The organism is Microbacterium esteraromaticum (assembly GCF_016907315.1).
Classification (GTDB): Bacteria; Actinomycetota; Actinomycetes; order Actinomycetales; family Microbacteriaceae; genus Microbacterium; species Microbacterium esteraromaticum.
Genome location: NZ_JAFBBS010000001.1, coordinates 2323223 through 2346660, shown reverse-complemented (window position 1 = coordinate 2346660; position 23438 = coordinate 2323223). Strand labels below are relative to the sequence as shown.

At 66.2% G+C, this 23438-nt stretch carries 28 protein-coding genes; 10 read left to right on the top strand and 18 right to left on the bottom strand.

Going from position 1 to position 23438, the window contains the following annotated elements; genetic code table 11:
- Positions 1–6: 6 nt before the first annotated feature.
- The 14 genes from JOE67_RS11245 to JOE67_RS11180 form a co-directional block, all read right to left on the bottom strand.
- Complete coding sequence (locus JOE67_RS11245; protein ID WP_204975645.1) at positions 7–831, bottom strand: ABC transporter permease subunit; 825 nt, start codon at positions 829–831, stop codon at positions 7–9.
- Positions 828–1775 carry a carbohydrate ABC transporter permease gene (locus tag JOE67_RS11240; RefSeq protein WP_204975644.1) on the bottom strand — a complete coding sequence of 316 codons (948 nt, stop codon included), beginning with the start codon at positions 1773–1775 and terminating at the stop codon, positions 828–830. Before JOE67_RS11240 ends, JOE67_RS11245 begins: the two co-directional genes overlap by 4 nt.
- A gap of 53 nt (positions 1776–1828) precedes the next feature.
- Positions 1829–3100 carry an ABC transporter substrate-binding protein gene (locus JOE67_RS11235; protein ID WP_204975643.1) on the bottom strand — a complete coding sequence of 424 codons (1272 nt, stop codon included), beginning with the start codon at positions 3098–3100 and terminating at the stop codon, positions 1829–1831.
- A 140-nt stretch (positions 3101–3240) separates the two neighbouring features.
- Positions 3241–4065 (bottom strand): sulfite exporter TauE/SafE family protein, encoded by an 825-nt coding sequence (locus JOE67_RS11230; RefSeq protein ID WP_204975642.1) that lies wholly within the window; start codon positions 4063–4065, stop codon positions 3241–3243.
- A 64-nt stretch (positions 4066–4129) separates the two neighbouring features.
- On the bottom strand, positions 4130–4927 hold the full coding sequence (locus JOE67_RS11225) for a hypothetical protein (RefSeq protein WP_204975641.1): 798 nt from the start codon (positions 4925–4927) through the stop codon (positions 4130–4132).
- Between the two features lie 353 nt (positions 4928–5280).
- Positions 5281–6036 carry an amino acid ABC transporter ATP-binding protein gene (locus JOE67_RS11220; RefSeq protein ID WP_204975640.1) on the bottom strand — a complete coding sequence of 252 codons (756 nt, stop codon included), beginning with the start codon at positions 6034–6036 and terminating at the stop codon, positions 5281–5283.
- The gene (locus tag JOE67_RS11215; protein WP_204975639.1) at positions 6033–6824 is read right to left on the bottom strand and encodes an amino acid ABC transporter permease; all 792 of its coding nucleotides are present in this window, start codon (positions 6822–6824) and stop codon (positions 6033–6035) included. Before JOE67_RS11215 ends, JOE67_RS11220 begins: the two co-directional genes overlap by 4 nt.
- A gap of 31 nt (positions 6825–6855) precedes the next feature.
- Positions 6856–7683, bottom strand: a complete 828-nt coding sequence (locus JOE67_RS11210; protein ID WP_204975638.1) for a basic amino acid ABC transporter substrate-binding protein — start codon at positions 7681–7683, stop codon at positions 6856–6858.
- 145 nt (positions 7684–7828) lie between these two features.
- A complete protein-coding gene (locus JOE67_RS11205) occupies positions 7829–8128 on the bottom strand; it encodes a Dabb family protein (RefSeq protein WP_204975637.1) in 300 nt (99 codons plus the stop codon).
- Positions 8125–8388, bottom strand: coding sequence for a glutaredoxin family protein (locus JOE67_RS11200; RefSeq protein WP_204975636.1), 264 nt, complete (start codon positions 8386–8388; stop codon positions 8125–8127). The genes JOE67_RS11205 and JOE67_RS11200 overlap by 4 nt, the downstream gene beginning before the upstream one ends.
- Positions 8385–8678, bottom strand: coding sequence for a rhodanese-like domain-containing protein (locus tag JOE67_RS11195; protein ID WP_204975635.1), 294 nt, complete (start codon positions 8676–8678; stop codon positions 8385–8387). Before JOE67_RS11195 ends, JOE67_RS11200 begins: the two co-directional genes overlap by 4 nt.
- Positions 8679–8745: 67 nt before the next feature.
- Positions 8746–8844: a 30S ribosomal protein bS22 gene (locus JOE67_RS11190; protein WP_003792170.1), complete on the bottom strand. Its 99-nt coding sequence runs from the start codon at positions 8842–8844 to the stop codon at positions 8746–8748.
- Positions 8845–8958: 114 nt separating this feature from the next.
- Positions 8959–9150, bottom strand: coding sequence for a helix-turn-helix domain-containing protein (locus JOE67_RS11185; RefSeq protein ID WP_204975634.1), 192 nt, complete (start codon positions 9148–9150; stop codon positions 8959–8961).
- An 82-nt stretch (positions 9151–9232) separates the two neighbouring features.
- Complete coding sequence (locus tag JOE67_RS11180; protein ID WP_204975633.1) at positions 9233–9649, bottom strand: ArsR/SmtB family transcription factor; 417 nt, start codon at positions 9647–9649, stop codon at positions 9233–9235.
- 84 nt (positions 9650–9733) lie between these two features.
- On the opposite strand from JOE67_RS11180, the gene JOE67_RS11175 reads away from it, so the two are divergent.
- Both JOE67_RS11175 and JOE67_RS11170 read left to right on the top strand, forming a co-directional pair.
- On the top strand, positions 9734–11164 hold the full coding sequence (locus JOE67_RS11175) for a TrkH family potassium uptake protein (protein WP_204975632.1): 1431 nt from the start codon (positions 9734–9736) through the stop codon (positions 11162–11164).
- Between the two features lies 1 nt (position 11165).
- A complete protein-coding gene (locus JOE67_RS11170; RefSeq protein WP_420827645.1) occupies positions 11166–11828 on the top strand; it encodes a potassium channel family protein in 663 nt (220 codons plus the stop codon).
- 118 nt (positions 11829–11946) lie between these two features.
- On the opposite strand, the gene proC is transcribed toward JOE67_RS11170, so the two are convergent.
- Genes proC through JOE67_RS11155 form a run of 3 tightly spaced genes read right to left on the bottom strand, consistent with a single transcriptional unit; the run spans position 11947 to position 14602 of the window.
- Positions 11947–12786: a pyrroline-5-carboxylate reductase gene (gene proC / locus JOE67_RS11165; RefSeq protein ID WP_204975630.1), complete on the bottom strand. Its 840-nt coding sequence runs from the start codon at positions 12784–12786 to the stop codon at positions 11947–11949.
- A 58-nt stretch (positions 12787–12844) separates the two neighbouring features.
- A complete protein-coding gene (locus tag JOE67_RS11160; RefSeq protein WP_204975629.1) occupies positions 12845–13960 on the bottom strand; it encodes an NAD(P)/FAD-dependent oxidoreductase in 1116 nt (371 codons plus the stop codon).
- 36 nt (positions 13961–13996) lie between these two features.
- On the bottom strand, positions 13997–14602 hold the full coding sequence (locus tag JOE67_RS11155; protein ID WP_204975628.1) for a helix-turn-helix domain-containing protein: 606 nt from the start codon (positions 14600–14602) through the stop codon (positions 13997–13999).
- 172 nt (positions 14603–14774) lie between these two features.
- Between JOE67_RS11155 and JOE67_RS11150 the strand changes: the two genes are divergently transcribed.
- From JOE67_RS11150 to JOE67_RS11115, 8 genes are all read left to right on the top strand, one after another.
- Complete coding sequence (locus tag JOE67_RS11150) at positions 14775–15755, top strand: ABC transporter permease subunit (RefSeq protein ID WP_204975627.1); 981 nt, start codon at positions 14775–14777, stop codon at positions 15753–15755.
- A complete protein-coding gene (locus JOE67_RS11145) occupies positions 15752–16648 on the top strand; it encodes an ABC transporter permease subunit (RefSeq protein ID WP_204975626.1) in 897 nt (298 codons plus the stop codon). Before JOE67_RS11150 ends, JOE67_RS11145 begins: the two co-directional genes overlap by 4 nt.
- Before the next feature lie 9 nt (positions 16649–16657).
- Positions 16658–17458, top strand: coding sequence for an ABC transporter ATP-binding protein (locus tag JOE67_RS11140; protein ID WP_204975625.1), 801 nt, complete (start codon positions 16658–16660; stop codon positions 17456–17458).
- A complete protein-coding gene (locus tag JOE67_RS11135) occupies positions 17458–18294 on the top strand; it encodes an ATP-binding cassette domain-containing protein (RefSeq protein WP_204975624.1) in 837 nt (278 codons plus the stop codon). The genes JOE67_RS11140 and JOE67_RS11135 overlap by 1 nt, the downstream gene beginning before the upstream one ends.
- Before the next feature lie 40 nt (positions 18295–18334).
- The gene (locus JOE67_RS11130) at positions 18335–19912 is read left to right on the top strand and encodes an ABC transporter substrate-binding protein (protein ID WP_204975623.1); all 1578 of its coding nucleotides are present in this window, start codon (positions 18335–18337) and stop codon (positions 19910–19912) included.
- A 97-nt stretch (positions 19913–20009) separates the two neighbouring features.
- On the top strand, positions 20010–20603 hold the full coding sequence (locus JOE67_RS11125; RefSeq protein ID WP_204975622.1) for an isochorismatase family protein: 594 nt from the start codon (positions 20010–20012) through the stop codon (positions 20601–20603).
- Positions 20604–20605: 2 nt separating this feature from the next.
- Positions 20606–21757 (top strand): FAD-dependent oxidoreductase, encoded by a 1152-nt coding sequence (locus JOE67_RS11120; protein WP_204975621.1) that lies wholly within the window; start codon positions 20606–20608, stop codon positions 21755–21757.
- A gap of 87 nt (positions 21758–21844) precedes the next feature.
- Entirely contained in the window at positions 21845–22816 is a 972-nt protein-coding gene (locus JOE67_RS11115) for a cation diffusion facilitator family transporter (protein WP_204975620.1), read from the top strand.
- A 146-nt stretch (positions 22817–22962) separates the two neighbouring features.
- Here the strand turns inward: JOE67_RS11115 and tadA are convergent, their stop codons facing one another.
- The gene (gene tadA, locus JOE67_RS11110; RefSeq protein WP_239528105.1) at positions 22963–23418 is read right to left on the bottom strand and encodes a tRNA adenosine(34) deaminase TadA; all 456 of its coding nucleotides are present in this window, start codon (positions 23416–23418) and stop codon (positions 22963–22965) included.
- Positions 23419–23438 lie beyond the last annotated feature (20 nt).

Sequence of the window (23438 nt, the reverse complement as noted above, 5' to 3'; positions counted from 1 at the left end):
CGCCCTTCACTTGAGCGAGCCGGCGACCATGCCCTTGATGAAGCTGCGCTGAAGGAACAGGTACGCGAGCAGTACGGGCACGACCGACAGCAGCGAGGCCGCGGCCGCAGCGCCGGGGTTGCTGCCCTGCGAGGCGAAGAAGCCGGCGACCGCTGGCGCGATCGTGCGCGTCTCGTCGGTGCGCAGGAAATAGGTGCTCAGCGCGAACTCGTTCCAGATGCCGACGCCAGCAAGGATCGCGACCGTGGCGGTGACCGGCCGCAGCATCGGGAACACGATGCGGAACAGCACCTGCAGTGGGCCCGCCCCGTCGACGGTCGCGGCCTCTTCGATCGACACCGGCAGGCTGCGCATGAACGCCGTGTAGAGGAAGACCGCCAGTGGCAGGTTGCCGGTGACCATCAGGACGATGATGCCCCAGTGGGTGTTCAGCCCGCCCAGGTCTTTCATGAGGGTGTACAGGGGCACGAGCACCGACAGCGGCGGGATCATGATCAGGCTGATGATGCACGCATAGACCAGTTGATTGCCGCGGGTGATGCGCCGCGCGAGCGGGTAGGCGGTGAATGCGCCGAGCACGCACACCAGCACGGTCGAGACGAGCGTCACCAGAGCGCTGTTGCCGATCGCCTGCAGGATGTTGCCCTGCTGCATCGCCGTCTGGAAATTGGCCCAGTGGATCTGACCGGGGAACACCCAGGGCGAGGTCAGGTCGGTCTTGGGCTTGGAGGCCGTGGTGAGGCCGAAATAGAAGGGCAGCAGCTGCAGCAGGGCAATGAAGCCGAGACCTGCGTAGATGAGAGCCTTCGACGGCGTCGAGACGTTCTTCACAGCTCGACCCGCTTTCGGTTCAGCAGCGCGTTCAGCACGAAGGTGACCGCCACGATGAGCACGAAAAGCACGACGCCGATCGCCGCCGAGTAGCCGGCGGCCTGGTTCGAGAAGTACGTCTCGCCTATGAGAGTCGACACCGAGTGGGTCGAGTGGCCCGGCCCTCCGCCGGTGAGCACCTGCACCACGTCGAAAAGCTTGAGGCCGCCGATGAGGTTGAGCACGATGCTCGTGGCGAAGGCCGGCTGCAGCAGCGGGAGCGCGATGCTGCGGAAGCTCTGCCACCATGTCGCGCCGTCGAGCTGCGCCGCTTCGTAGTACTCGGTGGGCACGCCCTGCAGCCCTGCCAGGTAGATCACCATCGAGATGCCGACGAACTGCAGCGAGTTGACGACCACGATCACGGTGATGCCGACCGTGGCATCCGACAGCCATGCGACCTGCTGGGCACCGAACAGCGCACGCAGGTCGTTCAGGGCGCCGTTGTTGTACCGGAAGATCAGGTAGTACATGGTGCCGAGCACGACGGGCGACACCATCACCGGCAGGTAGATCACGGCGCGCAGAAGGGATGCCCCTCTAACGACGCGGTCGAGCACGACCGCGAGGCCGAGCCCCAGCACCTGCTGGATGATCGTGCTGCCGACACCGTAGATCAGGGTGTTCACCAGAGCTGTGCGGAACACGTCATCGTCGAGCAGGCGCAGGTAGTTGTCGACACCGACGAACGCCTTGCCCCGGCTGTACCCGTTCCAGTTGGTGAGCGACAGACTCACGCCGCTGATGAGCGGGTAGATCGAGAAGACGGCGAACAGCACGAGCGCTGGCACGTAGAACCAGTTGAGCCTACGCGGGAAGATGCTGCTCGTTCGCGGCCTCCTGCGTGACCAGGGCGTGACGACGGAGACCGTATCCGTAGGACGCGGTGTGCGGGTGACGGTCATCGATCCTCCAGTGCGTCCGGGATGGCCGAGGGCCACCCCGGACGCGCGCGGTGCTACTGCTGACCGTACAGCGTTCCGAACTCGGCCTCGGTCTGCTTCACCGCCGAGTCGACAGTGGTCTGCCCGGTGATGATGCCGCCCGTCGTGGAGATCAGCGTGTTCCACATGCCGTTCGGCAGATAGGCGCGGTCGAAGTAGGGCACCATGCGCACCTCACCCGGCGTGAAGAACTGCTCGTAGCTGTCGGACAGATCGCCGAGGTCGACGTCGATGTCGGTCAGGCCGGCGGGGTTGCCGTCTTCGCTGGCGAACTCTTCGATGTTCTCGGGCTCTGCGAGGAACGCGAGGAAATCGAGGGCCTCTTCCTTGTTCTCGCCGTCCCGCCAGGCACCGAGTGCGACCCCCTCGCCGCCGATGAGGTACTCGGGATCGCCGTTGATCGCCGGCACGGGGATGAAGCCGAGCTGCGCGTCCGGCACGAACTGCTTGGCGCTGAGCGCCAGGCTGTTCTGGATCATCACGAACGCGGTCTTGCCCTGCCCGAGGGCCGTGGCGATGTCGTCGCTCGTCGCCGAGGAGAAGTCGGGGTTGAAGTAGCCGGCCTTCGCCCACTCGTCGAGCTTGCCGAACAGGGCCTCGAAGCCGCTGTCGACGAACTCACCATCCGCGAGTTTCTTCGACTGGGCGTCGTCGTACGAACCCGAACCGAGCCAGTCGGCCACGTTGCCGGCGAACCAGTCGTCTTTGCCGGAGCTCGAGATCGGCACGACACCGGCGTCCTTGACCTTCGCCAGCGCCTCATCGAATGCGTCGATGTCACCGAGCGACGCGGGATCGACCCCAGCGTCCTCGAGCACGGTCTTGTTGTAGAGGATGCCGGCGACATCTGTCGTCAGCGGCAGCGCGAAGAACTCGCCGTCGTCGTTCTTCATGGTCGCGTCGAGCACGGGATTGAGCTTGTCTGCCCAGGCCTGCTCGTTCAGGGGCTCGAGGAACTCGCTGTAGCGCAGCAGCGACCAGCCGTGCGTGGCCCAGAGATCCGGCAGATCGCCCGAGCCCATCCGCACCTTCATGTCGCCCTCGTAGTCGTTGCCCATGGCCACGACGTCGACCTTGACATCGCGGTTCTCCTCTTCATAGGCCTTCGCGAGTGCGGTGAGCGCCTCGTAGCGCGGCGTCCCCTCTGCCATCGCAGATTGCACTTCGAGCGTGATCTTCTCACCGTCGCCCGGGTCTCCCGATCCAGAGCATCCGCTGAGCGCGACCGCTGCGGCAGCGAGCCCGGCGACACCGGCCAGCGCTCTCTTCCTGCTTCCTGACTTCATCGTCCCTCCTCCGTGGGAGCGTTGCTGCGCCCGGGCGGGCACAATTCGGAGTCTACGCGGGAAGACCCGTGCCATGGCAACGATCTCGGCCGCGTGATATGCCGGGTTACCCGGTTCGGACGTCGGATCCCGGATGGTGTTCAGCGCGCTGCGAGAAGAGGCTCGACGTTCTCGTTCCAGACGTCGAATCCGAGCTTCGCGATCAGCACGATGACGATGCACAGGAACACCACGCGGATGAATCCCGACCCTCGCGAGATCGCCATGCGCGAGCCGAGATAGCTGCCGGCGATGTTCGCTGCTCCGAGGATGAGACCGAGCATCCACAGCACGGCGCCGTGTGGGATGAAGAGGATGAGCGCCCCGGCGTTCGTGGCGAAGTTGACGATCTTCGCCTTCGCGCTCGACTGGAGGAAGTCGTAACCCAGCAGACCGACGAGCGTGATCACGAGGAAGGTGCCCGTGCCGGGGCCGATGAGTCCGTCGTAGAAGCCGATCACCAGTCCTGCTGCCCCCGCCGCGACGTGGTGACGGTGCCCCGAGAACCGCAGCGCGGTCGCCGCGCCCAGCTGCGGCCTGAGCGCGGTGAAGATCGCGACCGCCAGCAAAGCCACGACGATGATCGGCTTGAAGGCCGATGCCGGAAGCACGGTCGCCACGGCGGCTCCGCCGAACGACCCGGCGAGCGCGATCACCGCCATCGGCAAGGCCGTGCGGATGTCGGGTCTCGCACGCCGGTAGTACGTGATGCTGCTCGTCGCGGTGCCGAAGATCGAGCCGAGCTTGTTGGTCGCCAGCGCCTGCACGGGCGTGATGCCGGGAATCAGCAGCACGGCCGGCAGCTGCAGCAGTCCGCCACCGCCGACGACCGCGTCGATCCATCCGGCGCCGAATGCCGCGATGACGACGAGGATGAGCATGCCCCAGGTGAGCTGCTCGAGGCCGAGGAACGCGCCGATCTCCATCACTGTTCAGGATGCCAGATCGGCGCGTCCTCCTCGGCTGATTCGGGTTCAGCCGAGATTCGACTCAGCAGGCGTCGAAGGTGATGCCGGCAATCGAGATGAACTGCCACCCGGACTTCTGCTGATGGCTCGTGTAACGAAGTTGCAGGCCAGAGGACGGCACAGTGGTGAACGTGAACCTGTCTTGATAGGGTCCAGTCCCCGTGGAGAGGCCTGCTGTTGAACGTCGGAATGGGTCTGCAATCGTGCCCGCTCCCAACCCTTGATCCTTACCAGGAGCGGGAAGGATCGATGACGGTGCGATGTTGAATCCGACGGCGTCCCAGTAGGAGTCGCGCCAACGGGGCGTGTTCGCGGAGGTGATGTCGTAGACATCTATCCGCAGATTGGAGACGGAGACGGGCGTAGATCCGTCGAGGAATGTTAAGGTGACGGTCTGCGTGGGACTGCCGATGGGCTGATTCGACGCATCGGTGGTGGAGCGCTGGTTCAGCACGATGGATCCCGCGGGGCCGAAGTCGGTGAATACCCAATCGCCAGCACTGTCATCACTCCAACCCCCGTTCCAACCGGACGCACTGCGGGTCATATTGAACGTCTGGCCATTCTGCGTGACCGTAGTGTTCGCTCCCGAAACGGCCGTGAGCTCAACAGTCAGGTTCCGGGTGCCGTCCGTCGCGGGGAGCCGCGTCGGGTTCTGAACGGTGGAGCTTGTCGTGAACGACGTCGTGAATGTCCTGCATCCGGACACGGCCCACGCCGGGGCTGCCGCTGCCGCAGCCAAGATCGGCACAGACCAGGCGAATCCCCTCACCACAGTGCGCCGAGAGACCTCCGGCACGTCGTCAGTATCGGTCATCATGCATTTCCCTTCGTCGTCGGTATATCCACCCGGGTACTTATGCCCTGCAATCCAGCATAGATGTGAGAATCTGCCACCCCGCGTTCACCTCCCCTTCCGACCCGGGCTTCGGTCTCGGTCACGCTCTCGAGCAACCTCGAAACCGACGCCGGCGATGCTCGAACGGCGCGGCCTCCCACTGATAGCGCGGAGCAGAGGTGAAGGATGATGGAAACGCCGAGTTGTCGATGCCACCGAGCGGTGTGACCCACTTCCCAGGTCTCCGTTCATGCGAGCGCCATCTGGCCCCGCATGAACGGAGACCCCCTGACGCCGGAGCGTCAGGGGGTCTCGATCGTAGGAGTCGTCCTGGTTCAGAGCACGCGCGCCAGGAAATCCTGCGTGCGGGCGTGCTGCGGGTTCGCAAGCACCTCTCGCGGGTCGCCCTGCTCGAGGATGTAGCCGCCGTCCATGAAGATCAGGCGCGAGCCGACCTCACGGGCGAAGCCCATCTCGTGAGTGACGACGAGCATCGTCATGCCCTCATCGGCCAGAGTGCGCATGACCTGCAGCACCTCGCCGACCAGCTCGGGGTCGAGAGCCGAGGTCGGCTCGTCGAAGAGCATCATGTCGGGGTTCATGCACAGCGCGCGGGCGATCGCGACGCGCTGCTGCTGACCGCCCGAGAGGTGGCTGGGGAAGGCATCCGCCTTCTCGGCCAGGCCCACCCGCTCCAGCATCTCGCGGCCGACGCGCTCCGACTCGCCCTTGCTGCGCTTCTTCACCCGGCGCTGCGCGACGGTGAGGTTGTCGAGCACCGACAGGTGCGGGAACAGGTTGAAGCTCTGGAACACCATGCCGATGCGCTGGCGCACGCGGTCGATGTCGGTCTCGGGATCGGTGATGTCGATGCCCTCGACGAGGATGCGACCGTCGGTCGGCGTCTCGAGCAGGTTCACCGAGCGCAGCATCGTCGACTTGCCCGAACCCGACGGGCCGATGATGCACACCACCTCACCCTTCAGCACGGTGAGGTCGATGCCCTTGAGCACGACATTGTCGCCGTAGGCCTTGACCAGGCCCTGCACCTGGATCGCAGGGGCATGCACGTCGATCAGATCGGTGCTCATCGTTCCTTCGCCATCCGTCGCTCCAGCCACGCGGTGAACCGCGTGAGAGGAATGGTCACAACCAGGTACAGCAGCGCCGCCACGATGAGCGGCGTCGCGTTGGCATTCGCCGAGTTCGCGTCACGGGCGAAGGTGGTGAGCTCCTTCGACCAGATGAAGCTTCCCGCGATGAAGACGAGCGAGGTGTCTTTGAGAAGCAGCACCAGCTCGTTGGTCATCGGCGGGATGATGATCCGGAAACCCTGCGGGAGGATGATCCAGAACATCGTCTTCATCGGTGACATGCCGAGCGAGCGGGCGGCCTCGGTCTGCCCCTTCGGCACAGCCTGGATGCCCGACCTGATGACCTCGGCGATGTACGCCGAGGCCACCAGGATGAGACCGAGCAGACCGGCGCCGACGGGACCGCCTGGCACCTTCCAGCCGAAGACGATCGGCACGATGAACGCCACCGAGAAGATCGTCAGCAGGGCGGGGAGCCCGCGGAACAGCTCGATCCAGCCCGTCGCCACCCAGCGGAACAGTCCGATGCTCGACAGCTTCATCAGAGCGAGGATGATGCCGAGCAGCACACCTCCCGTGAACGCGATCAGCGTGAACAGGATCGTGTTGCGCAGTCCGATCAGGATGATGTCGGGGAAGAGCTTCGCCGCGACCTCGAGGTTGAAGAACTGCGGGATCGCCCGCTGCCAGTTGATCGAGAGCGCCACTGCCGCGACGACCGCGAAGAAGACGACGTACATCGTCACGCGGTACAGCAGCGTTCTCGTTCTGCGCTTCAGCGCCATGTCTCGTGCCTCTCGGTGATCAGATCAGTGGTCACTCGGCCGAGAAGAACTCGTCGTAGATCTTGTCGTACTCGCCGCTGTCGCGCAGGTCCTGCAGCGCAGCGTCGATGGCCTTGCGCAGCTCTTCCTTCTCGCCCTTGGCGAAGGCGAAGCCGTACGACTCGTCGGTCTCGTAGGTCTCGACGATCTTGTAGTCCGAGTCGGCCTTCTCGTGCACGAGGTTCACCGGCTGGTCCTGCAGGATCGCGTCGATCTGACCCGACTGCATGGCCGGCCACAGCTCGCCGTCGGACGGGTACTGCACGAGCTCGGCGCCCTTGGCGTTCTCCTTGGCGTAGATCTCGCCCGTCGTGCCCTGCTGGATGCCGACGTTCTTGCCGTCGAGGTCGTCGATGCTCTCGATGCCCGAGTCGGTGCGAACGAGCAGCGACTGCAGCGAGTCGTAGTACGGCTCGGAGAAGTCGATGTTCGCCTTGCGCTCTTCGGTGATCGTCATGGCAGACGCACCCAGGTCGCAGGTGCCGGCGAGCAGCGTCGCGCCCGACTGCAGCGCCTCGAAGCCGGTGTCCTGCACCGAGAGCTTGAGGTCGAGCTTCTTCGAGATCGCGTCGAGCAGCTCGATGTCGAAACCGGTGTAGCCGGTGCCGTTGTCGCCGCCCTCGAACTCGAAGGGCGGGTAGGGGATATCGGAGCAGACGGTCAGCGTGCCGTCGGCGACGAGGCCGTAGTCGGCGGCGTCGGCTCCGGCTGCCGGCTTGTCGGCGTCACCGTCCGAGCCGGGGTTGCTCGCGCAGCCGGCGAGTGCGAGGACGGCGGCTGCAGCGACTGCGGTGCCGAAGATGAGGGGACGGCGCTTCATGGCCACTCCTTTGTGACAGGGGCTTGCGCCCGGCGGGATGAACTCATTTTGACATGGGGTGCGAAGCAATGTGACAACCGCAGGGCCGCTGCCCGGTCACATTTGCATTGCAAGGTGAAGGTCACGGCAGATCCCACGAGGCTCGTCAGACTTCGAAGTCGACGGCGACGCGAGAGGCGACGACCGACTTGATGTACGCGCCGGCCTCTTTGTGCGCGGGGTGCACCTGGTAGGCCTCGAGAGCCTCCAGCGAGTCGACGTCGGCGACGAGCGTCACGTCCCAGTTGATGTCGGGGTGCGCGACGTTCGCGCCCGCAGACACCGCACGCAGCTCGGGCACGACGCCCATCAGCGCGTTCAGGCGACGGGCGACTTCTGCGGCCTGCTCCGCGCGCGCTGCGGCGTCTGCCGCGGCGAGCTTCCAGCTGACGACATGGCGGATCACTTCATGGCCTCCTCGAGAGCCTGACGCAGTCGGTCGGGTGAGACGCGCCAGTGCGCGTGCAGCTCACCGTCGATGAGAACGACCGGGATCTTCTCCCACCAGCGCTCGTAGAGCGCCGGGTCATCGGCGATGGACTGCTCGATGATCTCGAGGCGCTCAGCGGCGGCATCCGGCATCTCGGCGACGACGGCGTCGACGACCTCGCTCGCGACCTCGCAGAGGTGACAGTCGGGCTTGCCGATGATCGTGAGCGTGGTCACTGGGCGACCGGCCGCCCCTGGGCGACCCACGCGGCGGTGCCGCCCTCGACGTTGGTGGCGTCGTGACCGCGCTCGGAGAGCGCCTCGACGACGCGACCCGAGCGACCGCCCAGCTCGCAGATGACGTCGAAAGCCTCACCTGGCAGCTCGTCGAGACGACCGCCGAGCTCGGACATCGGCAGGTTGATCGCACCGGGTACATGCCCGGCCTCGAACTCGTGCCGTTCGCGCACATCGATGAGAGGCACGCCCTCGCGCTGCGCGAGCTGCTCGACGGTGATCGACTTCATGACGTCTCCTTCTGCGGCCGCAGACACGAAGCGCCCGTCCGAAGACAGGCGCTCGGTGTCGTGCCGCTTACTTCTTGTTGCGGCGCTGGTGGCGAGTCTTGCGAAGCAGCTTGCGGTGCTTCTTCTTCGCCATGCGCTTGCGGCGCTTCTTGATGACTGAACCCACGGAAACCTCACTAAGTCAGGGGTTGGATGCCGGGATGCGGCACCCGGGTACGGGCACGGAAAAAATGCCTCGGACGATTCTAGCAAACCGTCGCACCGGGCCCGAATCGAGCGATCAGCCCACGTCGGCGATGGGGGCGCGCACGGCGTCTGCCACCGCAGACTCGGGCACTCGGTAGCTGCGACCGAAGCGGATCGCGGGCAGCTCGCCGGCATGCACGAGCCGATACACGGTCATCTTGGACACGCGCATGATCTCGGCGACCTCGGCCACCGTAAGGAAACGAACGTCTTGGACGTCGGGCATCCCCAATACCCCTTTCTGCTGAAGCACAGCATATGGGGTGCGTGCGACAGCTGTAAACAGATGAGACTGCTGTGACTCGAGATCAGGGGCCGAGCTTCTTGAGCGCCGTGGTGACCACGTGCTTCGCCGACGCCGCGGCGCGGCCGACGACCTCGGCCGCATGCGCGGTCGCTGCGGGCAGCGGCGCGAACGGGATGTCGATCAGGGGGGCCTGATCGCCGTACGCGTCGACCAGGAAGGGAACCAGCCAGTCGTCCACCTCTTCGAGCGGCCCGACGGAGAGGCTGTAGAAGCGGCGCTGGCCGTCTTCGCGCACGGTCACCAGCTGCGCGTCGCGCAGCACCTTCAGGTGCTTCGACACGGTCGGCTGACTTATGCCCAGCCGGCTCACGATCTGCGTGACGCTCGTGCCACCGTCGCCCTCGGCCGACTCGCTCAGCAGCAGCCGGAGGATGTCGCGCCTCGTGCCGTCTGCGATCACGTCGAAGATGTCGGTCATCCCCTCAGGGTAGTCGGCGCCGCACCGGAGTACCATGACGAAGGCTCGGCGAACGGCGCCGGCGACCGGAGGGAAAGGGGATCGATGTCGGGCATCGTGTCGGCATCCTCTCCGCAGGTCACCCTGCGCGGCTTCGGACGACAGGCCAAGCACCTCGTCACCTCCTCGCCGTCGCGATTCGCGATCATCATCTTCGCCTCCCTGATCCTGCTCTTCACCGGCCTGCTCTCGCTGCCGATCGCATCAGCCGACCGCACGGTCACACCGCTCAGCGATGCCCTGTTCACGGCGGTGTCGACGATCTGCGTCACCGGGCTCTCCACGGTCGACATGGCCGCCCACTGGTCTCCCTTCGGCAACGCGGTCATCTTCGTCGGAGTCAACATCGGGGGCATGGGCGTGCTCACGCTCGCCTCTGTGATGGGCCTGGTGATCTCGAAGCGGCTCGGCCTGCGAGCCAAGCTGCTCGCCGCGGGAGACACCAACCCCATGCGCGCGCACGGCGGCCCGGTCAACGAGAGCCAGACCGTTCGTCTGGGCGAGGTCGGACAGCTGCTCACCACCGTCGCCCTGTCGACCCTGGTGATCGAGGGCACCCTGGCGATCCTCCTCTACCCCGCGCTTCTCTGGGCTGGGATCCCTCCCATCGCCGCCCTGTGGGAGGCCCCGTACTACGCCGCGATGGCATTCACGAACACCGGCTTCACGCCCAACGCCGGCGGCGTGACGGTCTTCGCCGACGACTACCTCGTGCTCACGCTGCTCATGACCGGAGTGTTCCTGGGCAGCATCGGCTTTCCGGTCATCTACACGCTGATCAAGCACACCTGGCACGTCAAGCGCTGGTCGCTGCACTCGAAGCTGACGCTGATCACCACCGTGCTGCTCTTCGTGGTCGGCGCGGCCGTGTTCCTCGTCCTCGAGTTCGACAACCCCGGCACCTTCGGGTCGATGGACGCCGGCGAGACCACGATGAACGCACTGTTCCTCTCGGCCATGACCCGCTCGGGCGGGTTCAACGTGATCGAGATGTCCGACCTGCACGGATCGTCGATGCTCGTGGGCTGCATGCTCATGTTCGTCGGCGGCGGCTCGGCATCCACGGCCGGCGGCATCAAGGTGACGACCCTCGCCGTCCTCGCCATCGCCGTCTGGTCCGAGGCGAAGGGGCGACAGTCGGTCGAGGCGTTCGGCCGCCGCATCCCCTCCGACGTGCAGCGCGTCGCGCTCAGCGTCGTCGCCTGGGGCGCCACGATCGTCGCGGTGTCGACGGTGATCATCGCCCAGATCACCAAGGCCGACATCATCGACGTGCTCTTCGACGTGATCTCCGCATTCGCGACCGTGGGTCTCAGCTCTGGCCTCACGGCCGAGCTTCCCGACTCCGCCAGCTACGTGCTCGCCGCGACGATCTTCATGGGGCGCGTTGGTACAGTGACACTCGCCGCGGCGGTCGCCGCGACATCCCGATCGCAGCTCTACTCGCTGCCCGTCGAAAGGCCGATCGTTGGTTGAGATGGTGCGGGGCGACGCCCCGGTGCTCGTGATCGGACTCGGACGCTTCGGCGCCGCCTGTGCCGGGGAGCTCGACCGCCTCGACCGCGAGGTGCTCGCGATCGACGAAGATCTGGGTCTCGTGCAGAAGTGGTCGGAGCGGGTCACGCACACCGTTCAGGCGGATGCCAGGAACATCGACGCGCTGCGTCAGATCGGCGCGCAGGACTTCCAGGTCGCCGTCGTCGCCGTCGGTTCGCTGATCGAGGCATCCGTGCTGATCACCGCCAACCTCGTCGACCTCAAGGTGCCTCAGATCTGGGCCAAGGCCGTCTCGCAGTCGCACGGCAAGATCCTCGCCCGTGTCGGCGCGAATCACGTCATCTACCCGGAGCGAGAGGCAGGCGAGCGCGTCGCGCACCTGGTCAGCGGCCGGATGCTCGACTTCATCCGCTTCGACGACGACTTCGTGCTCGCCAAGATGTACCCGCCGAAGTTCATCCGCGGCGTGCGGCTGAACGAGTCGGGTGTGCGAACGAAGTACAAGGTGACCGTCGTGGGCGTGAAGAGCCCGGGCAAGCCGTTCCGCTACGCCGAGGCGAACACGGTCGTCACCAACCACGACCTCATCATCGTCTCGGGCACGAACGTCGACATCGAGCGCTTCGCCGGTCTCGACCGCTAACCGCTGTGTCCGGCCCGCGAGTCAGTTCTGAGAACAGGCTCGTTCGCCAGAACAGGTCGGATGCCGGGAATCCGGCCTGTTCTCGACGACCGACCTGTTCTCGGCAGCCTGCCCGTGATCAGGAGCCGGCCGCGAGCTCCTTCGCGCGGGCGAGAGCCGCGGCCGTCGCCTCCGCGAAGACGTCATCGAGACGGGCATCCTGCAGCACGGCGACAGCGCGCTCGGTCGTGCCCTTGGGGCTGGTCACGCGCCGGCGCAGCTCAGCGGGTTCTTCTCCGGATGCCGCCAGCAGCGCCGCCGCGCCGATGAACGTCTGCTCGGACATGAGCCGCGCATCGGCGTCGGAGAATCCCATCCCGCGAGCCGCCTCGGTCAGCTTCTCGATCAGCAGGAAGACGTAGGCGGGGCCCGACCCCGAGACCGTCGACAGCGGGTCGATCTGCGACTCGGGCAGCTCGATCACCGCACCGACCGTCTCGAAGAGCGCCCGCACCAGCGCCATGTCGTCGTCGGTCGCCGCGGGGCCGGCCGCGATCCCGGTGACTGCCTTGCCGACCGTCGCGGGAGTGTTCGGCATGGAGCGCACCGTATGCACGCCCTCGCCCAGGGCCTCGGTGAAGGTGGCCAGGGTGACGCCGGCCGCCAGGCTCACGACGATCGCGTCATCGCGCAGCGACGGGGCGATCTCGCGGAGCAGGTCGGGCACCATGGCCGGCTTCACGCCAACGAGGACGATGCGCGCGGCAGCTGCCGCCTCGGTGTTGCCCGCGGGGTTCTCCTCCAGGGCGACGCTGGTGACGCCGGGGAGGGATGCCAGGGCATCCGCCTTCTCACGCGTGCGGTTCGTCGCGACGATGCCGCCGTCGATCTCGACACCAGAGGCGACGACCCCCTGCAGGATCGCGCCTCCCATCGAACCTGCTCCGAGAAATGCGAGTGAGGGGAGGGAAACGACCATGCCGCCCATCCTACGAGGGGTGCCCAGGCAAGGGGCGGACTCGGACGACCTCTCGGGATCAGAGGCGCACGGGCGAGAGAATCCCCTCTGACGGGGCATCGGTCTCTCCGAGGATGATCGCCGCGAGTCGATCCCCGACGATCGGGCCCATCGTCAGCCCACCCGCACCGAAGCCGGCATTGATGTAGACCCCCGCCATCCCGTCGATCGCGCCCACGACCGGCAGCGTGCCCTCGGGCATCGGACGAAGGCCCACTCGGGTCTCGATGAGCGTCGCATCCGCGAGGCCGGGCGCGACGGCGAGTGCGTTCTCGAGCACTTCCCGTTGTCCGGCGGCCGTCACCCTCGGGTCGAACCCGGTGCCTGGCTCTCGAGTCGCGCCGACCACGACTCGAGAGTCATCGAACGCGAGCATGTAGTGACCCGACATCGGATGCACCGAAGGCCACAACCGGGTGTCTGCGGTTTCGACCCGAAGATGAGTGATCTGCCCACGCTGCGGCTCGATCGAGACCCGCTTGCCGAGCCGCTCGAGCAGCCGATTGGTCCACGCGCCGGCGGCGATGACGATGCTGTCCGCCTCGAAACGTCGACCGCCCAGCATTGCGACCCAGTTACCCTCAGGCGTGGGTTCGAGCGTCGCCTCCCCCGCGATGATCCGCCCTCCGAGCCGTTCGACGGCGTTCAGCAGACCCTGGCGCAGCACCCGACCGTCGACCCGGGCGCCCCCGGAGATATGGAGGCCCTTGAAGCCGGCTCCGAGTGGAGGGAAGAGCTCCTTCGCTCGGGATTCGGATACCCGCGACACCTCGCCTGCCAGGCGCGCATCACCGATGCGGCTGTGCACGCGGTCCTCGACCTCGTCGAGAAGACTCGAATCGCGGTTCACGACCAGGGCCCCTGACTGGCGATATCCGATGTCATCGACACCCACTTCGGCGAGACGAGGGATCAGCTCATCGTAGAAGTCGGCCCCCTCCGCGTAGTAGCGGTAGTACTCCCCATCGACCGCCGAGCTCCAGGGCTGGATGATCCCCGCCCCGGCGGCTGTCGCAGGCGCCTCGAAACCGGACTCGATCAGGGTGACGTCGACGCCGCGCCGCGCGAGAGCGAAACCCGTGGAAGCGCCGGCGACGCCGGTTCCGATCACGATGGCAGTGGGGCTCAGGGACATAGCAGTTCTCCTTGCGTTCAGGTGTCTGTGAAGCGATCAGTGCGGCGCGTGATGGGCGGCGGTGGCGCTGTCGGCCGTCAGCCAGATCGCCTCGACGATGCTGTCTGTGCGGTTCAGGACGGTGTGCGGCGTCTGGGAGTTGAGATGTATGGCGTCTCCGGCGCTGAGCTCGATGACCTCGTCGCGCAACTCGAACGCCAACGTGCCGGAGAGGACGACGGCGGCCTCCTCGCCGTCGTGACTCTGGCGCGGCAGAGGCACCCTCGTGGGGCGAATCCGCACGAACATCGGCCTCAGGCCGGACTGCGCGACGGCGGCTGAGAAGCCGTAGTACTCTCGCTCGCCGACGACGCTCTTCGGAGCAGGGCGGCCGCCGTCGCGCCAGAGCGCGAACTCGGCCTGCACTGGAGCCGAGTTGGATGCCGCCCCGACAACTTCTGCAGGGTCGATCTCCAGAGCCCGAGCTATGCCGAACAGCGAGGTCAGCGACAAAGAGCATTCCCCTCGTTCGACGAGCGACAGGAAGCTGGCAGACATCCCCGAACGGGTAGCGAGATCGCGCAGGCTGAGCCCCGCTTCCTTGCGGATGGCGCGCAGGCGGCTGCCTACAGCCACGAGCGTTGCATCAGCGTCGTTATCCATGTTTCCCCCCGACGGGTCTATCCCAAGATGTGCGTGCACAGCATATGCCGACTTGAAAGCGTATGCATATTCTGCACATGCCTGCGCCAGAGTACCGAAAATCAGGGAAAAAGGGTCGCGTCTTCCATTTTCTTGTCCAGTATTGACGCACGCTGACATCGTCGCTATGTTCGTGACCAATCTCGCGATGCGGCGTCTCACCGCCCTCGCCATCCCCACCCCAATGCCAGGAGGCCGAGTGCTGAACTATCTGCTGCGACGGGTGCTCGAAGCGATTCCCGTGCTGCTGATCATCCTCACCTTCGTCTTCATCCTGGTGAACGTCGCGGGCGATCCGGTCGCGAGCATGCTCGGGGAGGAAGCCACCCCCGACCAGGTCGCCGCGACCCGCCACGCTCTCGGCCTCGACCGACCGATCCTCGTTCAGTACGCCGACTATCTCTGGCATGTCGTGCAGGGCGACTTCGGCGATTCGTACCGATTCGGGCAGCCGGCCCTGGTGCTCGTGCTGCAGCGTCTGCCTGTCACCCTCACGCTCGCGATCAGCGGCATCGCGCTCGCCGTCGCCTTCGCCATCCCGGCCGGCGTCATCGCCGCGGTGCGAAAGGGCGGCGCACTCGACAACTCGCTGCTCGGAATCTCCGTGCTGGCGAAGGCCATGCCGAACTTCTGGCTCGGCATCATGCTGATCCTGGTCTTCTCCGTCGGACTTCGGCTGCTTCCCGTCTCGGGCTCGGGCTCGATCGCCCACCTGGTCCTTCCGGCGGTCGCCCTGGCCACCGGAGTCGCTGCCGAGATCATGATGCTCGTCAGATCCAGCGTGATCGAAGAACTCGGTAACGACTACGTGCGCACAGCGCGGGGGAAGGGGATCGCGGAGTCCCGTGTGCTGCGCGTGCATGCGCTGCGCAACGCGTTCGTTCCGGTGACGAGCATCGTGCTCCTGCAATTCGCCGGACTCATCGGCGGCGCGATCATCGTCGAGACCGTCTTCGCGTGGCCGGGGCTGGGCATGCTGCTCATCCAGGCGGTCACCAACAAAGATCTGCCGGTGGTCCAAGCCGGCGTATTCGTCGTCGCCTTGATGATCATCGTCGTGAACCTCTGCGGCGACGTCATCTTCCGACTCTCAGACCGGAGGATTCAGCTGTGACCGGCACCGAGGCACCGCAGTCGACCCATGCGATCCGTCAGCCGCAGAAGCGCACATCCCTGCTGCGCTCCGCCACCTGGCCCGCCCGCGTCTCCATGGCGATCCTCGCCGTGATCTGCCTCCTGGCGGTGGTCGGCCCCTGGGTCACGCCGCACGATCCGGCGCAGATCGACGTCACCCGGGCCCTGCTGCCACCGTTCACGACCGACCCGGCGGTCCACATCCTCGGCACAGACAATCTCGGACGCGACATCCTCTCGAGGCTGATCGTCGGATCCCGGATCTCGATCCTCGTCGGCGTCCTGGGGGTCGCCGTGGCCGGGGCTCTCGGGGTCACCATCGGCATCGTGGCCGGCTACTTCGGCGGATGGGTCGATGCGGTGCTCATGCGCATCGTCGACGCGTTTCTCTCCATCCCCACGATCCTTCTGATCCTCGCCGTGCTCGCGATCCTCAATCCCGGCGTGACGACCCTCATCATCGTGCTGGGCCTGACGACCTGGGTCATCTACGCACGCCAGGTGCGCAATGAGGTGCTCGAGATCAGGGAGCGTCTCTTCGTCAAGGCGGCTCGCACTTTCGGCTCGGGAAATCTGTTCATCATGACCAGACACATCCTGGTCAACGTCGTCCCGACGTTCGTCGTCCTGTCGACCCTCAGCGTCGCGGCTCTGATCGTGACCGAGTCATCGCTGAGCTTCCTCGGTCTGGGCATCCAGCCTCCTGACGTCTCGTGGGGACTGATGCTGACCGGCGGACGCGACTACCTCGCCACGGCATGGTGGGTGAGCACGTTCCCGGGCCTGGCCATCACGCTCACGGTGCTCTGCATCCTGTTCATCGGCGATTGGCTGCGCTCGCAGCTTGACCCCCGGCTCAAGACCACGGTGTGAGGAATGACAATGCCGCAGACCCCCCTTCTCCGCGTCGAGGACCTCGTCGTGACGCCGAAGAACGACCCCTCGCTCGCGCTCGTCAACAACGTGTCATTCGACATCCATCCCGGCGAACGTGTGGCGATCGTGGGCGAGTCGGGATCAGGCAAGAGCCTGACGTGCTTCTCGATCATGGGGCTGCTCGACTCAGCTCTGCAGGTCACCTCCGGTGACATCCGCTGGGAGGGGCGCAGCACGCTCTCGATGTCACCGGCCGAACACCGCAAGCTGCTGCGCACACAGCTGTCGATGGTGTACCAGGAGCCGCTGACCGCGCTCAATCCGCTGATGCCGCTTGGCCGGCAGATCCGCGAGGGCGTACCCGGCATCCGGGATGACGACGTCATCCGCATCCTTGACGAGGTGGGGATGCGAGACCCGCGCCGTGTCGCCAGAGCCATGCCGCACGAACTCTCCGGCGGCATGCGCCAGCGGGCGATGATCGCCATGGCGATGATCCGTCAGCCTCGTCTGCTGATCGCAGACGAGCCGACCACTGCCCTCGACGTGACCATCGAGTATCAGGTGCTGCGGCTCATGTACGAGATGACGGAGCGCATGAGGACCGCGTTGCTCTTCGTCACGCACGATCTCGGCGTCGTCGCCCGTCTCGCTGACCGCGTCATCGTCATGTACCTCGGCGAAGTGGTCGAGGAAGGCGAGACCGCCGAGGTACTCAGCTCTCCGGCACATCCCTACACGAAGCGGCTGCTGGCGGCGTCATCGCTCGCGACCGCACGCACGCTCGTCCTGGAGGAGGAGAACTGATGCCTGAGAACAGCATCGACGCGTCCGACGCAATCCTCACCATGCGCGGGATCCGCAAGGTCTTCCATGTTCGCAAGGGACTCAAGAGGCTCGACATCCAGGCGCTCGACGGCGTCGATCTGACCCTTCGCCGCTCGAAGGTGCTCGGCGTCATCGGAGAATCCGGTTCCGGCAAGTCGACTCTCGCGAACATCGTCATGGGTCTCGAGGCTCCCGACGCCGGACAGATGATCTTCGACGGAGCAGATATCGACATGCACTCCCGCCGGGTGCGCGCCTCAATCGCCCGAGACATCCAGGTCGTGTTCCAGGACCCGTACTCTTCGTTGAATCCCAGGATGACTGTGTTCCAGCTCCTGCGGGAACCGCTGCGTCATGTCCCTTTCGATTCCCGCGCCTCGCTCGTGAATCACTGCGCCGAGCTGCTCGATCTGGTCGGGCTCGATGCGAACGCACTCGACCGGCACCCACACCAGTTCTCAGGCGGCCAGCGTCAGCGCATCGCGATCGCACGGGCCATCGCTCTCGAGCCCAAGGTGCTCGTCTGCGACGAGGCGGTCTCGGCCCTCGACGTCTCGATCCAGGCTCAGGTTCTCGAGCTCCTCGCCGATCTGCGCGAACGCCTCGGACTCTCGATCATCTTCATCGCCCACGGGCTGAGTGCGGTCGAGCGCATCTGCGACGACGTGATGGTGATGAACGGCGGCCGGGTGGTCGAAGAAGGGCCGAGCTCGCAGGTGCTGCAGGCGCCGATCGACCCGTACACCCAGCGGCTCGTGGCCGTCAGCCGCGACATCGTCCCCTTCAAGCTCATGTCCGACGACACCATCGTCTGAAATTCCCGACCCCTCACCAAGAATCTCCACAGGAGGAGAAATGATGCAGTCATCCAAGAAGAGGCGGATCGCAGCAGTGTCCTCACTGGCTGTCGCCGCTCTCGCGCTCACCTCGTGCGCGCTGGGAAGCGACCTCGAAGAAGCAAGCAACGGGGGCGACGACAGCGAAGTCAAGCGCCTCGTCCTGGCGCAGAGTTCGGACTTCAAGTCGCTCGACCCTCAGAACCTGGTCGAGACTCCCGGCGAGCGGATCATGCGCAACGTGTACAGCCGCCTGTTCACCATCGACGACGACATGCAGCCGCAGCCCGACCTCGTGACCGAGTACGAGCAGCCCGATGACCTCACCTGGATCTTCCACCTCCGCGAGGACGTGACGTTCCAGAACGGCGACGCCCTCACCGCGGAGGACGTGGCCTTCTCGCTGAACCGTCCCTCCGACGATGACGGCCTGCTCGAGTACCTCTACTGGAACGGCATCGACGACGTCACCGCCGTCGACGAACACACCGTGCAGATCAAGACGAAGGAGCCGATGCCCACTCTGATCCGCCTTCTGGCGAAGAGCGGTGGAGACATCATGCCCTCGAAGCTGATCGACGAAGTCGGGCTCGAGGAGTTCTTCAAGGCCCCGATCGGGTCGGGCCCATACCAGATCCGCAAGTGGACCCCAGATGACCGGATCGTTCTCGACGCCTACGATGACTACTTCGGCGGCGAACCCAAATGGGACGAGGTGGAGTTCCGCGTGATCCCCGAGGCGTCGACCCGCATCGGCGAACTGCTCACCGGTGGCGTGGACATCATCACCGACATCCCTCCGGTCGACTGGGACCGCCTCGAGTCCGAGGACAGCGCGGACGTCGTCTTCGGAGACACCACCCGGACCATGCTCATGCTCCTGCGCAACAAGGAGGGGTGGATCACCGCCGACAAGCGCGTTCGCGAGGCCATCGACCTCGCCATCGACAACGAGGAGATCACCGAGGGCCTCTATAAGGGTGCGGCGAAGCCGATCCGCTCGAGGGTGCCTGTCGGCATCTTCGGCGCGAACCCTGATCTCCAGGACACGTTCGTCTACGACCTCGACCGCGCGAAGGAGCTCGTCTCCGAGGTGGAGGCCGAGACCGGCGAGCCGATCGTGCTGAATATCACCGCCCCCAACAACCGCTACCCGCTCGACGCGGATGCCACGCAGATGATCGCGCAGATGCTCGAGGAGGCCGGCTTCACGGTCAAGCTCGAAGTGCTCGAGGGTGCCGCCATGAGCGACGCGTTCGGGAACAACACCTTCGGCGAGGGCATGATCATCGGCCTGGCCGATGCCCTGCTGGATGCCAAGTACTCCGTCGGCCACTACCTCGCCGGTGATCCGGCGAACGTCGGTCGCGCGGACTACGACAATCCGAAGGTCAACGAGCTGCTGCGCGAAGCGAACACGAGCCTGGACCAGGACCAGCGCGAGAAGAACTACCAGGAGGCGCTGCAGATCATCGCTGACGACCGGGCGCACGTGTTCCTGTACCAGCTCCCGGCTGCATACGGCGTGTCGAAGCGCGTGACCTTCGAGCCGCGCCTCGACGACCGTACCTACTTCGACGACATCACCCTGAACTGACCCTGCAAGGAGGGGTGGTCGGTGGCGCTCACCATGTACCACTGGCCACCCCTCCTCGTCTGACTGCACCTGCCACCCACTGCCGAAGGAACACCCCATGACCGAGCCGCTCTTCGACCCCCGCCGCACCGCATTCATCTCGATCGACATGCAGAACGGCGTCGCCAGTCACGACTCCTTTCCGAACTCCGCCGACGAGGTGATCTCCCGCGTCTCGACCATCGTCGACGCTGCACGCGCCGGAGGTGGCCTGGTCGTCTACGTCCGCACCAGCTTCCTGCCCGACGAGTCCGATGCCCTGCACCCGAAGATGGATGTCGCCCGTCCCGCTCGGCCGACGCGCCCCCAGGGATGGGATCAGATCGTCCCCCAGCTGCAGCCGCTCGCAACGGAGCCGGTCATCGTCAAGCGCAGCTTCGACGCGTTCTACGGATCCGAGCTGGACCTGGAGCTGCGCCGCCACGGGATCGACACGATTGTCATCGCCGGCATCTCGACGCACTTCGGCGTCGAGGGAACGGCGCGCAGCGCATACAACATGGGCTACGACGTCATCGCGGTCGAGGATGCCATGGGCGCCGCCAACCTGGCAGGTCACGAGGGATCGCTGAAGAACGTGCTGCCTTACATCGGCCGTGTGCGCAGCGTCGCCGAGGTCGTCGCGTCATTCATCGCCGAGCAGCGGTCCTGACCGTGAAGATCGTCGTCATCGGAGCCGGCTCCGTCGGTGCTCATATCGCGTACCGACTCCAGGAGCGTGGCGCGTCGGTCGAGCTGCTCGAAGCCGGCGTACGGGCGCACGGGACGAGCCGCTCTTCGTTCGCCTGGCTCTCCTCCTTTCCACAGCGGGCATGGTCGGAGGATGCCGGGCGAGCCGCCCTCCGCCCGACCGTCCACCCTCGATTCAAGGAGCTCGTCGAAGAGGTCGGCGGCGACTGGGTCCACTGGTGCGGGACGCTCGCGTGGGGAACTCCCGAGGAGCAGACCTCCTTTCGCGAGCTCGCCGCGACATGCATCCGCCGCGGCGTCGAGCTCGAGGTGTGGGATGCCGCCAGCGCGCGCGAGCGGATGGGCGGTCTACGCGTTGCCGACGGCACCGAGTTCGTCTTCGAACCCGATAGCGGCTGGGTGGATGCCCCAGCGCTGATAGACCGGCTCATCGACCGACTCGAGGCTCTGGGCGGAACAGTCCGCGAACAGACTGCGGTCGCCGGCCTCCTGCGTGCGGGCGACCGGATCACCGGCGTCATCACGGCATCCGGCGAGCGCATCGAAGCCGACCTCGTGATAAACGCCGCGGGCAGCTGGGGAAGCCACATCGCGGCTCTCGCTGACGTTGCCCTTCCGCTGGACGTCGTTCCAGGGCGGATGATCTACACGGACCCTGTCGATCCCGCACTGGCGCCGCCTGCGGTGCTCAATGCGCCCATGTGGCTCTCCCGTCCGCATCCTGGCGGTGGGATGGCGATCCACTGGCGCGGGGAGTCGATGACGAGCCGACACGGAGCGAACGGCTGGTCGGCCGAGCGCATCGTCGCCGACGTGGCGAAGACCATCCCCGCGCTTCAGGGCGTGGGCGTCTCGGCTACGCGGGTCGGACTCCGCCCCATCCCACCGGGCGGACCTGTCGTCGGAGGGCTCTCCTGGGTGCAGGGCCTGTACCACGTGCTCTCGCACGGAGGCATCGGCTGGGGGCCGATCTGGGCAGACGTCGTGGCTCGCGAGGTTCTCGACGGGGAGGACGTCGTGGAGCTCAGGGGCATGCGACCCGAGCGCTTCTACCTGCAGAGCCCCGAGCTCGGGAGATTCGCGGACGACGCCGAGCAGAGCGGCCTCGTCCGCTGACTCTGACATGATGTCGGCGACCGACCGGCCATCGACCCCCGCCGTGCCCCCGTGAACTGGGTGCCGGCCCGTCGTAGACTCGGGGTCATGAGCGCATCCGGCGGCAGCAAGGCGATCATCGCGGCATTCCTGGCGAACATGGGCATCGCCCTGGCCAAGTTCATCGCGTGGGCACTGTCTGGTTCGGCGTCGATGCTCGCCGAGGCGATCCACTCGATCGCCGACTCGGGCAACCAGCTGCTGCTGATGCTCGGCAATCGGCGCGCCACGCGTGAAGCCGACCGGGCGCACCCGTTCGGCTACGGCCGTGAGCGGTACGTGTCGGCGTTCGTCGTGTCGATCATCCTGTTCTCGCTCGGTGGCCTCTTCGCGGTCTACGAGGGCGTGCAGAAGATCGTCGACCCGCACGAGATCGACCACACCTGGTGGTGGCTGCCGCTGGCCGTGCTCGTGATCGCTATCGTGCTCGAGTCGTTCTCGCTGCGCACCGCCGTGCGCGAGAGCAACGCGGTGCGAGAAGAGGGCCAGTCGTGGCTGTCGTTCATCCGCCGCTCGAAGGCCCCCGAGCTGCCCGTCGTGCTGCTCGAAGACACCGGCGCGCTCGTCGGCCTGACCTTCGCCCTGTTCGGCGTCGGCCTGACCCTGATCACGGGCGACCCGCTGTTCGACGCCCTGGGCACGCTGATGATCGGTCTGCTGCTCATCGTGATCGCGATCGTGCTGGCGATCGAGACCAAGAGCCTGCTGATCGGCGAGGGCGCCAGCCGTGCGGATCACGACCGCATCGTCGACGCCATCGTCGACGGCCCCGACGTCGAGAAGCTCATCCACATCAAGACGCTCTACCTCGGCCCTGACGAGCTGATGGTCGCGGCGAAGATCGCTCTCACGGCCGACAAGACCGTGCGCGAGGCTGCCGCCGACATCGACGAGATCGAGCGCCGCATCCGGGATGCCGTACCCGCGGCGCGCGTGATCTACCTCGAGCCCGACGTGTACCGGCCCGCGCTCGATCCTCAGCCGTCGACCGACGCGTTCGTCTTCCCCTCGTCGGACTGACCGACCCGGACCGTCGGCCTGAGCTGTGCGGCCGCGATCTGAGCTGTGCGCTTCGCGCGGAGATGTGCGCTTCGCGCGGAGAGATTCCGGGCATCCGTCCGCGCCAGACGTACATCTCCGCGCGACCCGCTCACCCGCGAGTGCGGTCAGCGACGCGACTCGAAGAAATCCCGCAGCAACGCGGTCGCGTCATCGGCCCGGATGCCACCGACCACCTCAGCGCGATACGGGAGGCGCCGGTCGCGCAGCACGTCGTACATCGACCCCGCGGCGCCGGCCTTGTCGTCCCAGGCGCCGAAGACCACCCGCCCGATGCGGGCCTGCAGGATCGCCCCCGCGCACATGATGCACGGCTCGAGCGTGACGACAAGCGTGTGCTGCTCGAGGTTCCACCCACGTTGCGCCTCGGCGGCGGCGCGCAGCGCCACGATCTCGGCGTGCGCGGTGGGATCGTGCGTCTGCTCCCGCAGATTGCGTCCCTCGCTGATGATCGCACCGCGCGCATCCGTCACCACGGCTCCGACCGGCACATCGCCCTCGGCGCCGGCCTCGGCGGCGAGCGCGAGTGCGCGACGCATCGCGTCGTCGTCTGCAGCGGTCATCGGCCCTCCCGACGGTCGAG

Bases quoted from the DNA above. Each gene is read 5' to 3' on its own strand.
- JOE67_RS11220 (WP_204975640.1), bottom strand. From the start codon at position 6,036: ATGAGCACCGATCTGATCGACGTGCATGCCCCTGCGATCCAGGTGCAG.
- JOE67_RS11135 (WP_204975624.1), top strand. From the start codon at position 17,458: ATGCCTGAGAACAGCATCGACGCGTCCGACGCAATCCTCACCATGCGC.
- JOE67_RS11125 (WP_204975622.1), top strand. From the start codon at position 20,010: ATGACCGAGCCGCTCTTCGACCCCCGCCGCACCGCATTCATCTCGATC.
- JOE67_RS11175 (WP_204975632.1), top strand. From the start codon at position 9,734: ATGTCGGGCATCGTGTCGGCATCCTCTCCGCAGGTCACCCTGCGCGGC.
- JOE67_RS11210 (WP_204975638.1), bottom strand. From the start codon at position 7,683: ATGAAGCGCCGTCCCCTCATCTTCGGCACCGCAGTCGCTGCAGCCGCC.
- JOE67_RS11225 (WP_204975641.1), bottom strand. From the start codon at position 4,927: ATGATGACCGATACTGACGACGTGCCGGAGGTCTCTCGGCGCACTGTG.
- JOE67_RS11195 (WP_204975635.1), bottom strand. From the start codon at position 8,678: ATGAAGTCGATCACCGTCGAGCAGCTCGCGCAGCGCGAGGGCGTGCCT.
- JOE67_RS11130 (WP_204975623.1), top strand. From the start codon at position 18,335: ATGATGCAGTCATCCAAGAAGAGGCGGATCGCAGCAGTGTCCTCACTG.
- JOE67_RS11115 (WP_204975620.1), top strand. From the start codon at position 21,845: ATGAGCGCATCCGGCGGCAGCAAGGCGATCATCGCGGCATTCCTGGCG.
- JOE67_RS11240 (WP_204975644.1), bottom strand. From the start codon at position 1,775: ATGACCGTCACCCGCACACCGCGTCCTACGGATACGGTCTCCGTCGTC.
- JOE67_RS11185 (WP_204975634.1), bottom strand. From the start codon at position 9,150: ATGCCCGACGTCCAAGACGTTCGTTTCCTTACGGTGGCCGAGGTCGCC.
- JOE67_RS11180 (WP_204975633.1), bottom strand. From the start codon at position 9,649: ATGACCGACATCTTCGACGTGATCGCAGACGGCACGAGGCGCGACATC.
- JOE67_RS11155 (WP_204975628.1), bottom strand. From the start codon at position 14,602: ATGGATAACGACGCTGATGCAACGCTCGTGGCTGTAGGCAGCCGCCTG.
- JOE67_RS11235 (WP_204975643.1), bottom strand. From the start codon at position 3,100: ATGAAGTCAGGAAGCAGGAAGAGAGCGCTGGCCGGTGTCGCCGGGCTC.
- JOE67_RS11215 (WP_204975639.1), bottom strand. From the start codon at position 6,824: ATGGCGCTGAAGCGCAGAACGAGAACGCTGCTGTACCGCGTGACGATG.
- proC (WP_204975630.1), bottom strand. From the start codon at position 12,786: ATGGTCGTTTCCCTCCCCTCACTCGCATTTCTCGGAGCAGGTTCGATG.
- JOE67_RS11230 (WP_204975642.1), bottom strand. From the start codon at position 4,065: ATGGAGATCGGCGCGTTCCTCGGCCTCGAGCAGCTCACCTGGGGCATG.
- JOE67_RS11160 (WP_204975629.1), bottom strand. From the start codon at position 13,960: ATGTCCCTGAGCCCCACTGCCATCGTGATCGGAACCGGCGTCGCCGGC.
- JOE67_RS11170 (WP_420827645.1), top strand. From the start codon at position 11,166: ATGGTGCGGGGCGACGCCCCGGTGCTCGTGATCGGACTCGGACGCTTC.
- tadA (WP_239528105.1), bottom strand. From the start codon at position 23,418: ATGACCGCTGCAGACGACGACGCGATGCGTCGCGCACTCGCGCTCGCC.
- JOE67_RS11140 (WP_204975625.1), top strand. From the start codon at position 16,658: ATGCCGCAGACCCCCCTTCTCCGCGTCGAGGACCTCGTCGTGACGCCG.